This window comes from Halanaerobaculum tunisiense, from assembly GCF_054657635.1.
Map to the genome: position 1 here is coordinate 77731 of NZ_BAAHYI010000009.1, position 12703 is coordinate 90433.

The 12703-nt window shown below is 32.8% G+C and carries 12 protein-coding genes and 1 riboswitch; of the genes, 2 read left to right on the top strand and 10 right to left on the bottom strand.

The features are described from left to right. Window positions 1–7: 7 nt before the first annotated feature. The 4 genes from ACYQ3D_RS09060 to ACYQ3D_RS09075 all read right to left on the bottom strand — a co-directional run bounded on the left by ACYQ3D_RS09060 (window position 8) and on the right by ACYQ3D_RS09075 (window position 6068). Window positions 8–2776 (bottom strand): UPF0182 family membrane protein, encoded by a 2769-nt coding sequence (locus tag ACYQ3D_RS09060; RefSeq protein WP_459837976.1) that lies wholly within the window; start codon window positions 2774–2776, stop codon window positions 8–10. Between the two features lie 124 nt (window positions 2777–2900). Next, complete coding sequence (locus tag ACYQ3D_RS09065) at window positions 2901–3605, bottom strand: vWA domain-containing protein (RefSeq protein WP_459837977.1); 705 nt, start codon at window positions 3603–3605, stop codon at window positions 2901–2903. A 123-nt stretch (window positions 3606–3728) separates the two neighbouring features. Next, complete coding sequence (locus tag ACYQ3D_RS09070; RefSeq protein WP_459837978.1) at window positions 3729–5309, bottom strand: Na+/H+ antiporter NhaC family protein; 1581 nt, start codon at window positions 5307–5309, stop codon at window positions 3729–3731. 85 nt (window positions 5310–5394) lie between these two features. Next, a riboswitch (Lysine riboswitch) is annotated at window positions 5395–5530 on the bottom strand. A gap of 61 nt (window positions 5531–5591) precedes the next feature. Further along, window positions 5592–6068, bottom strand: a complete 477-nt coding sequence (locus ACYQ3D_RS09075; protein WP_459837980.1) for a protease complex subunit PrcB family protein — start codon at window positions 6066–6068, stop codon at window positions 5592–5594. Window positions 6069–6255: 187 nt separating this feature from the next. Between ACYQ3D_RS09075 and ACYQ3D_RS09080 the strand changes: the two genes are divergently transcribed. Next, a complete protein-coding gene (locus ACYQ3D_RS09080; protein WP_459837982.1) occupies window positions 6256–6396 on the top strand; it encodes a hypothetical protein in 141 nt (46 codons plus the stop codon). A 44-nt stretch (window positions 6397–6440) separates the two neighbouring features. Here the strand turns inward: ACYQ3D_RS09080 and ACYQ3D_RS09085 are convergent, their stop codons facing one another. Continuing rightward, entirely contained in the window at window positions 6441–6986 is a 546-nt protein-coding gene (locus ACYQ3D_RS09085) for a manganese efflux pump MntP (protein WP_459837984.1), read from the bottom strand. 24 nt (window positions 6987–7010) lie between these two features. Next, entirely contained in the window at window positions 7011–7217 is a 207-nt protein-coding gene (locus ACYQ3D_RS09090) for a zinc ribbon domain-containing protein (RefSeq protein WP_459837986.1), read from the bottom strand. A gap of 110 nt (window positions 7218–7327) precedes the next feature. On the opposite strand from ACYQ3D_RS09090, the gene ACYQ3D_RS09095 reads away from it, so the two are divergent. Continuing rightward, the gene (locus tag ACYQ3D_RS09095) at window positions 7328–8173 is read left to right on the top strand and encodes a DegV family protein (RefSeq protein WP_459837987.1); all 846 of its coding nucleotides are present in this window, start codon (window positions 7328–7330) and stop codon (window positions 8171–8173) included. Window positions 8174–8204: 31 nt separating this feature from the next. Here the strand turns inward: ACYQ3D_RS09095 and ACYQ3D_RS09100 are convergent, their stop codons facing one another. The 4 genes from ACYQ3D_RS09100 to ACYQ3D_RS09115 all read right to left on the bottom strand — a co-directional run bounded on the left by ACYQ3D_RS09100 (window position 8205) and on the right by ACYQ3D_RS09115 (window position 12661). Next, window positions 8205–9368 carry an aminotransferase class I/II-fold pyridoxal phosphate-dependent enzyme gene (locus ACYQ3D_RS09100; protein WP_459837989.1) on the bottom strand — a complete coding sequence of 388 codons (1164 nt, stop codon included), beginning with the start codon at window positions 9366–9368 and terminating at the stop codon, window positions 8205–8207. After that, entirely contained in the window at window positions 9365–9850 is a 486-nt protein-coding gene (locus tag ACYQ3D_RS09105) for an Lrp/AsnC family transcriptional regulator (RefSeq protein WP_459837991.1), read from the bottom strand. Before ACYQ3D_RS09105 ends, ACYQ3D_RS09100 begins: the two co-directional genes overlap by 4 nt. A gap of 116 nt (window positions 9851–9966) precedes the next feature. Next, complete coding sequence (locus tag ACYQ3D_RS09110; RefSeq protein WP_459837993.1) at window positions 9967–10554, bottom strand: DNA-3-methyladenine glycosylase; 588 nt, start codon at window positions 10552–10554, stop codon at window positions 9967–9969. A 52-nt stretch (window positions 10555–10606) separates the two neighbouring features. Then, a complete protein-coding gene (locus ACYQ3D_RS09115; RefSeq protein ID WP_459837995.1) occupies window positions 10607–12661 on the bottom strand; it encodes a thioredoxin domain-containing protein in 2055 nt (684 codons plus the stop codon). Window positions 12662–12703: the final 42 nt, after the last annotated feature.

Here is a 12703-nt window from a genome sequence, read left to right on the forward strand (position 1 = left end):
GTATAAATTATTCTACTCTGTCTTTTAGTTTATTTAATTTATCCTCTAATTCCTGTAGCAATTCACCATATTGACTCCAGTTCCCAGCTTGTGATTCCTCTTGAGCTTGCTGATACAAATCATCAATTTCTGCTATTAAACTTTTTACAGTAGCGGACTGTTCTGTTTCTGGTGGTAAATCAGCTCGAGTTTCCTCTTGGTCTTCTTTAGTTACTCCAAATAATTTTTGAATAGCTAGTTCGAGATTACGAGCCATAGCTAACCCTTCTCCATGAGAGACTATAACTCTTTTTAGCTCTGGCAATTCACCTTGTTCAGCTTGTAAATAGATTGGTTCTACATATAATAGTGATTTTCCAAGTGGAATAGTTAGTAGATTACCTCTGATTACATTAGAACCTTGTTGATTCCATAGACTTAACTGTTTAGAGATATTAGAATCCTGATCAATCCGCGCTTCAATCTGCATTGGCCCATAAATTAATTCTTGTTTGGAGAATCTATATAAGACTAATTCACCATTTGGTTTAGCTGCTAACCAGGCATTTAAGTTATTCTTTTTCTGCGGAGTGAAAGGTAACATCAATAAAAATTCTTCTTTTTGCTCTTCAGAAAGATTCATTAGAATATAATAAGGCTCCATATCGACCTGAGATCCTGTAGTTGTAGTATTATTTTGATTTTCTATATCAGTATAACTCTCTTGGGGAATATTCCAGAGGTCCTCCTTATTATAAAACACTTTAGGATCCCGCATGTGATAGTTATTATACATCTGAGTTTGGATATTGAATAAATCTACTGGATACCGAAGGTGATCTTTGATCTTCTGAGGCATTTCAGATTGAGCAGTAAATAACTCAGGAAAAATCTTTTGGTATGTTTGAATTAATGGATCAGAAGAATCAACTACATAAAACTTCATCTGTCCTGTATAAGCATCAATTACCACCTTAACAGAGTTTCTAATATAATTTCCCCAGTCTTGTGGTTCTGAATAAGGATATAGATTAGTAGTTGTATAAGCATCTTGAATCCAGTATAGTCTATCTTTATCTCCAATCACTAAATAAGGATCTTGATCATATCTTAAGAAGGGAGCTACTCTTTGGACTCGAGATTTAATATTTCTTCTAAACATTAATCGGCTATCAGCAGTAATATCATTATTTAATAACAATTTTAAGGTACCATACTTGAGGGCAAAGCCTACTTTTTTAGCCAACGAATCTAATTTTATTCCTCCACTACCTTGATATGTATAATATTTATTTTTATTGCCTTGGGGATAATCAAATTCTTGCGCTTTAGTATTAGCTACTACGTATTCATTAGTTAACTCCCCATAATAAATTCGAGGCTGTTTAATCTGAGGTCCTTTACTTTTAGGTGGTACATCTTGAATGATAAACTCTGGTTGGCCTCCAGCAGTTACTTTATTAACTGGACTCATAGCTAAGCCAAACCCGTGGGTATAATTGAGGCGTTTATTAACCCAAGTTTGGGCTCGATCAGGTAATAAATCTTGGTTTAACTCTCTGGCTCCTAACATTACTTGTTGTAAATCACCATTGATTTTATAACGATCAACATCTATATCATTAAACGAATAATAGGATCTAATTTCTTGTAATTGACCATAAGTTGATTTTAAAGGTCTAGTATCCCAAAGTCTAATATTATCAACTGTCGTTTGATTATTAGTTATATCCTCATAGGTCATCTTTTCCTCAATTGGGAACTCTCGTTCCTCAATCTCGTCTAAATTATAAGCTTGTTGAGTAAATTCAATATTATGTTTAATATAAGGTGCTTCTCGATTTATTTCATTTGGTTCTACCTGATATTGTTGGATAAAAGTAGGATATAGATTACCTAATACAAGTGAAGCTACAACTAAAGCAACAACTCCTCCAATAATAAACTTGAGATTTTTAAAGAAGATATTGCTAAAAATAAAGATAGCAACTATAATTGAGATTACAAATAATACTTTTAAAGCTAGCAATTGAGCATTAACATCTGTATAGCTAGCTCCAAATACTACTCCTCGACCTGAATAAAGTAATTTAAACATATCAAGTCGATAACCCCAAGCTTTTAGTCCAAAAAAGATAGCTAATAAAATAGATAAATGGTACTTAATATGATTACTATTTAATTTATTGAAGAAAGAACTACCACTAGAAGTTAGTAGATAAATAGCCCCCGAAACAACTCCAGATAATATCAAAGCTAAACTTAGTAATTGATAAAGTAAATTATAAAAAGGATACTTAAAGATATAAAATCCTAGATCCTTACTAAATAAAGGATCTGTTTGTCCAAAAGAAGTACTATTTAAAAACTTAAGCAAAACCTCCCAACCTCTAGAGCTAACATTACTAAAGATAAAACCAATAACTAAACTAGCAAATAGATAAACTAAAGTTATTTTACCAGGAGTGATGAATTTTAACCATTTACTAGACTCAACTGGGTTTAATTCAACTACATCTTCACCTTGATTTTCTTTTCGCTCTTTAATTCGCTGCCAAAAATCCATCACTTTGGGTTTAGTAACTAGTAAATTAATTAATACAATACTCGAAACTAACAACCAAGTTCCTAATTTGAATCCTATCTTACCAGTAATAATCGTCCAAAATGTATCAGCAAAGTTTAGATTTTCAAACCATAACCAATCTGTAAAGAAATTAACTCCCAAACCTAAAAAAATACTGCTTACAATAAATACTGTAATTAATAAAATTAACAGCTTTTTTAGTTTATTCATTTTAGCACCTCCGTATTATTTGTTATTCTTAACTAATTATTATAGTTTATTCTAAATTACACTTCTTTTTAATTTATTCTATAGATTATAGTTTCTTCCTTTATTAAAAATCAATTTCTGTTATTTAATCAAAGTTAAGTGTGGGCACTATTTGTTTTGCTTCAAAATAAGTAAAATACTTCCCATCCCCTAACTTAGCTAGTGATTTTAATTGGAGCTGCTTTTGTTGTTTGATTTCTCCTACATGAATTACATGAGTTTTAATTCCTAATTGTTTAATCTCTTGGATTATATTATTTGGCATAATTCGGCCAGTATCTTGCCCATCAGTTACTAAGATAATATGTTTTCTACCATCTGTAGCAACCAAATCTTTTTTAGCCTGTAATAAATTTAGTCCAATAGGTGATTTGCCAGCAGGAGTTACTCGATTTATAAAACTAGTTATTTTTAATCGGTTATTTGTAGCTAGAGGGATGGCCAATAAAGATTTGTTATCTTGATGTTGTTTACTACCAAAGACTCTAAGTCCTAAATTGACTTGCTTAGGAAGTTGGTTAACTATTGTATGTAAAATTTCTTTAGAGAGTGAAATTTTATGTTGTTTATCCACTGTAGCCCACATACTGTTAGATACATCCCAGATAATTTCTATATTATCCTGATGTTGAGTTGGGGAGCTAGAGTTATCTACTTTGATTTCTTCTCCTCGTGCTGATTTATCTTGAACAGCAGAAAAAGATAAAATATCCAGGTTATTAATTCCCACTAATAAACCTAACAAACAGATTACTAATGTAATTAAAGTTATATTCTGCTTTAACCTCATTAAAATCCCTCCTTTTTTCAACTTAAAATCCATCATCTTCTTAGTATAATCGTATTCCTAATTTATTTTTTTATTACTTAAAATTAAAAATCCCAGCGGGAAATCCGCTGGGATCTGGACAAACTAGGCAACTCGTTCTTTATCTTCTGTTGTAACTTCCACTTCTTCAACTTGCGAACCATAGAAATTAACCAATAAATATAAAGCAATACATCCTAGGGCTAATAACGGAAAAACTACCCAATAAGGCAGATCAAATCCAGCTGGTAGAAAACCAAATACTATTGATACTGCTCCTACCATTAGAGCATAAGGTAATTGCGTATTAACATGATCAATATGGTCTGCTGCTGATGCTGTGGAAGACATTATTGTAGTATCTGAAATAGGACTACAGTGATCTCCTAGTACACAACCAGTTAATACTGAACCAATTGTTGGTAACATAGGTGCTCCAAATTCAAAGGCCATAGGAATAGCTAACGGCATAATAATTGCGTTAGTACCCCAAGAAGTACCTGTAGAAAAAGCTACTATAGCAGGAATAATAAACATCATTGTTGGTAGCAAATAAGGAGGGATGAATCCTTTAGTCATAGCTACAATATAATCTGCTGTGCCTAGTTTATCAATTACTGTTCCTAGTGACCAAGCTAAAATTAAAATTCCACAGGCTGTAGCTAATGCTTTAGCCCCATTCACCCAACTATCCACTACTTCTTCGACTGCTAAATTAGATTTAAATAACGCCAAAAGACCTGCTACTAGAGTACCACTAAAGGAAGCCCATAATAATACGACACTAGAATCAGCATCACCAAAGGCTTGTCTAATACTTACATCTGCTGCCATACCTCCACCATCATACCAAAGACCAATTAAAGCAATTATAATTACTGAAATAATAGGTAAAAAGGCATCATGCCACTTCATATTATTATTTTCTTTGTGCTCCATATCTGTTAATTCTTCTGAAGCCATTGGGCTAGCTCCATCAGCTAATAATTTACCTGTAGTTCTAGCTCTATTTTCTGCTTCCCACATTGGCCCGAAGTCTTTACCAGTCTTAATTATTATAAAGACCATTACCAAAGCTAAGATACTATAAAAACGATACGGGATTGTTTTGATAAAAGTAGAATAAACATTAGCTTCAATTCCTAACTTAGAAAAAGCATCTTGGATTAAGCCCATCTCATAACCTACCCAAGTAGAAATAAAAGCCATACTAGTTACTGGAGCAGCAGTACAATCAACAATATAAGCTAATTTTTCTCGAGAAACTTTCAGTTTGTCAGTAATTGACCGCATTGTATTTCCTACAATTAAACTATTAGCGTAATCATCAAAAAAGATCAAAATCCCCATAATCCAAGTAGCTAATTGGGCTCTTTTAGCTGTTTTAGCCTTCTTAGCTATAAAATCAGCAATGGCATTAGTAGCTCCTGATTTAGTAATAATCCCTACCATACCTGATAAAATCAATAAGAAAAGTAAAATAGATGCATTCCAAGAATCTGTTAAAGAGCCTACAATATAAGTATCAAGAGTCTTCATAAATCCTACCAATGGGTTAAAATCAGCTAAAATAGTTGCTCCGACAAGTAAACCAGTAAATAAAGAAATCAACACTTCCTTACTCCACCAAGCTAACAAAATAGCTAGTAACGGTGGTAATAATGATAATATACCATAACTTTCCATGTTCTTTCCTCCTTGTTATAAATATTAATGACCATTAAAAAAACTCTGGAAAGTTTTTCACTCACCAGAGCTGTCAGTTGCTAATCGGTGAGATAGTACTCCACTAATAGATAGCGACAGTCTTATATCTATTCGATATAAGACCAACAGATTGACTGTTTCGGCAATTATCCCTTTCCCTTTATTAGGTATTCTTGATAATTGCACCCTCTATCTCAATTATTCAGTTTGCTAAGACAGTATAACATATATGAGCAATTTGTGCAAATAGAAACTATAAACTTAATTTACCGCAAGAGTAATTAATTTTTCTTGCTGGGTAGATAAAAAGACTACTTGATTGATTTCATCTTTAGTGAGTGGTACTTTAACAACATCCTGCGGATAAGTAATTACTTGGGTTACACTTTCTTCTGGAGCTGGGCCAACTGCTTTAACAGTTACATACAGCTTTTTTTCTTGCTGTCTGATTTCTTTAATTTTAATCTGATAACCTCCTGAAGGTTGTTTACCTAATGTAACATAGACTGCTAGTCCAGTTTCTAATTCTAAATTCTGGATTCCTCTTAGTTCGCCTCTTAAACTTTCTATATTTTGCGGTGTAATTACAGTAGCCTGCTTTTGGTTAAGGTAGTTACCAGTAAACTGGTCTCCATCTAATTTTGTTTGATCCTGATAGATTAACTCTCCTTGATTTTGACAGCCAGTAATTACTAAAATCAGTACTATTAATAAACTAATCAGCACTTTCTGTCGCATAATTTTTCACCTCACAATCAAACTATAACTAGCTTATTATCTATTATATTATATTCTCTAAAACAATGCAATTTTAAAATTTTGGTACTAACTTTAAATTACATTTTTACAATATTTCGTGTAGGATATTAGATTACTACTTAAGACAAAATAATAATAAGTTTAACTTGTTAAGGAGGGAGAAATAATGCTTACTAGAATCAAGAATCAATTAAGTAATACTAGGCAGCAGGAACCTAAAAAAGATAATCTCTATTCAACATTACTCTTAACCTTTGCTGGTGCTTTTTTATTAGGCAAGGCTCTCAACTGGATGAAGAAAAGATAAACTAACAGCCAGGGTTTAAGCCCTGGCTCAGGTTTAAGAAGATACTACAACATCATATTTAGCCCAAAAACAACCAGAATAATACCTCCTAAATAATCTGCATATTTTTCCACCAAACTGAAGTTTTTAATGTAGTTAGCTATTACTAGAGAACTAAAAGTTAATAAACTAGTAACTACTCCAATGACAATAGTTTTACTAATGATTGTAACTAGATTTAAATTATAAAGAACGGAAAAACCAACTCCTAAAGCATCAATGCTAACACTAACACCTAAAATAATATAAGTCATAAAAGTAAGATTGTGGTAAATATAAGTTTCCTCTTGTTGATAACCTTCTTTAATCAAAAATAATCCTAATAATAAAATTATAAGCCCACTAACATAACCACTGATACTAAAGAAATGACTATCAATATAATTACCTACTATAGCTCCTAATAAAGAAAATAGAAATTGAAATAAACCAAAAGAAAAAATCAGCCCTAATTTCTCTTGCGACTTTATTTGACTACCGCAGCCTATTCCTAAAGCAACTCCAAAAGCATCTAAAGCTAATGCTATAGCAATCGGAATAACACTTATCATTTACTACCACACACCTTCTATTTATTAATCAGTAAAGAAATCAAAAATATTACTTAAAGTACTGGTATCTTCTTTAAAAAGTTCAGTATAACCACATTTGCTACAAGTTATTGTAGTAAATTTCTTACTTTGCACATCAAATAATTTAGATAAGCCCCCTCCAGTAGCAGAAAAGGTATCTGTCTCGTAATTATTATTGCTACATTTAGGACAAGTATAATCTGTAGTCATAGTCTCACCTCCAATTAGTGACATTATACATAAAATTAACGCTATTGTCATATTATAATGTTTGTGATACAATTTAAATATCAAAATTAACACTAAAAGGTGGAATGATAATGAAAAAAATAGGTATCTTAACAGATAGCACTTGTGATTTACCATCCGATTTACTAGATCAGTTACCAGTTAGTATGGTCCCGCTTAAAATTATCTATTCGGATCAAGAGTATCGTGATAAGGTTGAAATCCAGCCCCAAACAGTTTATGACCAACTAGTTACTGAAGTTCCTACTACTTCTATGCCAGCTCCTGAAGAAATAAAGGATAAACTTCTTAATCTACAAGAAGCAGGCTATACTCATATAATTGCACTCCATATTTCCAGTGGCTTAAGTGGAACTTATAATCTAGTCCAAATGGTCAGTCAACAACTAGAAGATATCACAGTAGAAGTTATTGATTCTAAAGCACTATCAATGGGCCTAGGTAGTGTTGTCTTATATGCTGCTGATTTAATCAAGCAACAAGTACCTTGGCCCGAATTAGTCACTAAAACACAACAAAAAATAAAGAATACAGAAGTATTTTTCGTACTTCAAAACTTAAAATATCTACGTAAAGGGGGGCGGATTGGACAAGTAAAAGGAACAATTGGTGATTTGTTAAATATTAAACCAATTATCTCTATTAACCAACAAGGAGAATATTATACTTACCAAAAAACTAGAGGACGAAAAAAATCTATTAATCAACTTTTTAACATAGCTAAAGAAAAAATCAAACAAGGAGCTAGTAGAGTTAGCGTAATGCATGGCAATGCTTTATCCAAAGCTCAAGACTTACTAGCTCGATTTGAAAAACTAGATAATGTTCAAGAAACTTTTTTTGGTCAGATCAGTCCAGTTATGGTAGTCCATACTGGCCCAGGACTGATTGGAGTAGTAGTTGAAAGTTTAGAATAATAATTAGTAGAGAGATTAATCTCTCTACTAATTATATTTTATTAACAAAATTTTCGATTCTATTTAAGGCTTCGTAAATATCATCTAAAGAAGTAGCATAGGAACAACGAATAAATCCTTCTCCACTAGCTCCAAAAACATTACCAGGGATCACTACTACCCCTTCCTCCTCGAGTAGTTTCTGAGAGAACTCTTCTGATGTCAATCCAGTTGATTTGATAGAAGGAAAAGCATAAAAAGAACCTTGCGGTTCAAAACAATCCAGCCCTAACTCATTTAATCCTTTAACAATTACTCTACGTCGTCTATTATATTCTATAAACATTTCTTTCTTTCTATCTGCTCCATTTTTTAAGGCTTCTAGAGCAGCATTCTGGCTCATAATTGGAGCACACAACATCGTATATTGGTGCACTTTCATCATAGCCTTGATGACTGGTTGAGGAGCTAGTACATAACCTACTCTCCAACCTGTCATAGCATAAGCTTTTGAAAAACCATTAAAGACAATAGTTCGCTCTTTCATTCCCGGTAGACTAGCAAAGCTAGTATGCTCTCCAGTATAAGTTAAATCACTATAGATTTCATCTGCTAAGACAATTAAATCATGCTCTTTTACTATTTCAGCTATCTCTAATAAATCTTCTCGTTCCATAATAGCTCCAGTAGGATTATTAGGATAACAGAGCACTAAGGCTTTACTACGCGGAGTGATTGCTTGTTGTAACTGTTCTGCGGTCAACTTAAAATTATCTTGTCTACTAGTAGGTATCTGAACTACTTCTCCACCAGCTAATTGAGTTGTAGGTTCATAAGAAACATAACTAGGTTCTGGCAATAGTAATTCTTCTCCCGGATCTAATAGAGTCCGTAATGCCAAATCCACTGCTTCACTGACTCCTACAGTAACTAATACCTCTTCTTCGGGATCATATGTTAGATCATACTTTTCCTTTGTCTGTTGAGCAATCTCTTCTCTTAACTCCAATAAGCCATAATTAGAAGTATACATAGTAGCTCCTTGTTCTAGTGAATAAAAAGCACTTTCTCTAATATGCCAAGGAGTAACAAAATCAGGTTCCCCTACTCCTAAAGAAATCACATCATCTACTCCGGATACTAAATCAAAGAATTTTCTGATTCCCGAAGGGGAAATTTCTTTAACTCGGGCTGAAATTAACTGTTCCCAATTCATGGTGATACCACTAGCCGCTCAGCTGCTTCTGTTCCTTCTTTAAAAATAACTCCATCTTTTTTATAAGTCTTTAACATAAAATGAGTTGTTGTGCTTTCTACATGATTAATTGTAGCTAGTTTTTCCGCTACAAATAAAGCGACTTCATGCATTGTCTTACCTTCTACTTGTACAGATAAGTCATACCCACCTGACATTAGATAAACTGAAGTAACCTCGGAGAATTTATAGATTCTTTTTGCTACAGCATCAAAACCTAAGTCGCGCTCAGGTGTTACTTTAACATCAATAAAAGCTGTTACAATTTCTTTATCTGTTTTATCCCAATCAATCAAAGTATGATACTTAACAATTACATTCTCCTCTTCTAAATTATTAATTTTTTCTTTTACTTCATCCAGTGGAGCATCTAATAAAGTAGCTATTTTGGCTGGACTTAATTTACTATTATCCTCTAATAAATCTAAAATTTCTGCTTGCATTTTTATCTCTCCTTCTCGACTACTAATTTTAAAAATTTCTACTAGTATTGCTATGTATTCTAGGTAATAAAATATTCTCCTGTCTCTAAAGTTGAACTATTCAAAATTGTTACTAATCATTGGGACACAAAAGGATTGTCTGGTATAAAAAATCTCCACTCCTTTTTTGTATACTCTTGAGCATAATCAATATTAATCCGCGGCGAAGTTGCTATTGAAAAACCTTCTTCTTGTTTGCTTAGATATAATTCTTCTCCACTAGTTAAATCATATTGATTAAAACTTTTATCTATTTGCAATGCTTCACATAATTTTCCTGGTCCATTAGTTAAATCTTTTTTTAAGTTACTCTTAATCTGTCGTCTGTTTTGAATTGTATCTATTCCAGTTAGTGGTTCTACAGCCCTAATTAATACTGCTTCTGGTTTATCTTGTCTACCAGTTACAATATTAAAACAATGGTGCAGACCATAAATTAAGTAAATATAAGTAAAACCAGCCGGACCAAACATAGCCTCAGTGCGATTAGTTCGTTTGTTTTGATAAGCATGACAGGCTTTATCTTCAGGCCCAATATAGGCTTCTGTCTCCACTATCCGGCATTTTACTTTAGTACCTTCTAGATGCCGGACAATAACTTGTCCAATCAATTGTTTTGCTACAGTTAAAGCATCCTGTTGGTAAAAGTCTGCTCCTAAACGCAACTTTACTGCCTCCTTTATTAATTTAACTGCCAGTTTAATTATCATCAAATAGTTATGAATTTAAAGAATTAGTAACTAATTCTTTAAATTCTTTTACTGTTGTGACAGGTGATTGGCAACTAAAATTTTGGCAGATATAGGCAGTTGGCTTATTTTCTATTTGTTTATAACTAGATGAACTAGGGACTGTATCAGTTATATTGACCTCTTCTTCTTTGACTACTGTTGTACTAAAAGGCATAAATTCTTGCTGAGTAAAATTAATCATTTCTTCAAATTCCTCAGTTATAGATTGACCAACTATTACAATTTCTTGTCCTACTTCCTGAATAAATAATACTGACATTAAAAAGGCTGTATAAGCAGATGGTCTTTGTTGTAATTGCTGATAAAAATATTCTACTTGCTCTCTAACCATCTCTTGTAGTTCTTCATCTTCAACTAACTTAGCTAAACGTAACCAGTTTAAGGTAGCTATTGAATTACCTGATGGTAGTGCTCCATCACGTATTCTTTTAGGTCTAGTAATTAACTTTTCTCCATCATCACCATACAAATAAAGTCCTGCTGCTTCTTGGTCACTAAAGTAGTGAATCAAATCCCGGTTTAAAGTTAAAGCTTGTTCTAGATAATCCGGATTAAATCCAGCTTCATACAATTCTATTAATCCCCAGATAAAGAAGGCATAATCATCGACATAACCTAAATAATCTGCTTCTCCTTGCCTATATCTAGCTAATAAACGTCCATCTTCAGCTCGTCTTAAATTATCCCAAATGAATTGGGCAGCTTCTTTAGCTATTGTGTAGTATTCCTCTTTTTCTAAAACTTGACTTGCTTTAGCAAAGGTAGCAATCATTAATCCATTCCAACCAGTTAAGATTTTATCATCTTGGTCGGGACGAATTCTTGTTTCTCGGGCTTCGAATAACTTCTCTTTAGCAGTAGCAAATTGATTATTTATTTCTGATTTACTCTTATTTGTCCCTATTAAATTAGGTATATTCTGGCCTTTGAAATTTCCGTTTTGAGTAATATTATAAGTTTGACAGAATTCTTGTCCTTTCTTATTTCCTAGTACTTTCTTTATTTCTTCAGGAGTCCACAGGTAATATTTCCCTTCTTTTCCCTCTGAATCAGCATCTTCTGCTGAATAAAAAGCTCCTTCTTCTGAAGTCATATCTCGACTGATATAAGTTAAAATTTCCTGAGCTACTTGAGCATAATCCTTTTTATCTAATATTTGGTAAGCTTCTAGATAAACCATAGCTAATAAAGCATTATCATATAACATTTTTTCAAAGTGAGGTACTAACCATTTATCATCGGTAGAATAGCGAGAAAATCCAAAACCAATTTGATCATAAATCCCTCCTTGCTGCATACTATCTAAAGTTTTTTCTACCATATTTAAAGCTTCCTGGTCTTCTGTTGTTTTCCAATATCTTAACAGAAACATTAAGTTATGGGGACTAGGAAATTTAGGAGCTCTTCCAAAACCTCCATATTTAGAATCAAAACTATTTTTTAAACTAGTTACTCCTGTCTCTACTATATCTTCTAGCTTAGTAGTAGTTAAATCTTGGGGTTGTTGATTCTGATTTTCCTGCTTGATTATATCTGTTATTTTTTCACTGGATTCTAGGAGTTCTTCTCGCTCATTAATCCAAGCTTTCTTAATTTTATTTAAAATTTGTAATAGTCCTGGCCGACCTCGTTTAGCTTCTTTAGGAAAATAGGTACCAGCAAAAAAAGGTTTTTTATCAGGAGTCATAATAATTGTTAAAGGCCAACCACCTTGTCCAGTCATAGTTTGACAAACAGACATATAGATATCATCAACATCTGGTCTTTCCTCCCGATCTACTTTAATTGAAATAAAGTTTTCATTTAGTATGTCAGCTACTTCTTTGTCTGTGAATGACTCTCGCTCCATTACATGACACCAATGACAAGTAGAATATCCAATGGATAAAAATACTGGTTTATCTTCTTTTTGGGCTCGTTGAAAAGCTTCTTCACTCCACGGATACCAATTAACTGGATTATAAGCATGTTGCAGTAAATAAGGACTTTGTTCATTAATTAGATTATTTGTTTTAGCCATCAGATTACTCCTTTCTCTTCTCTGATTAAATAAATAATTTTT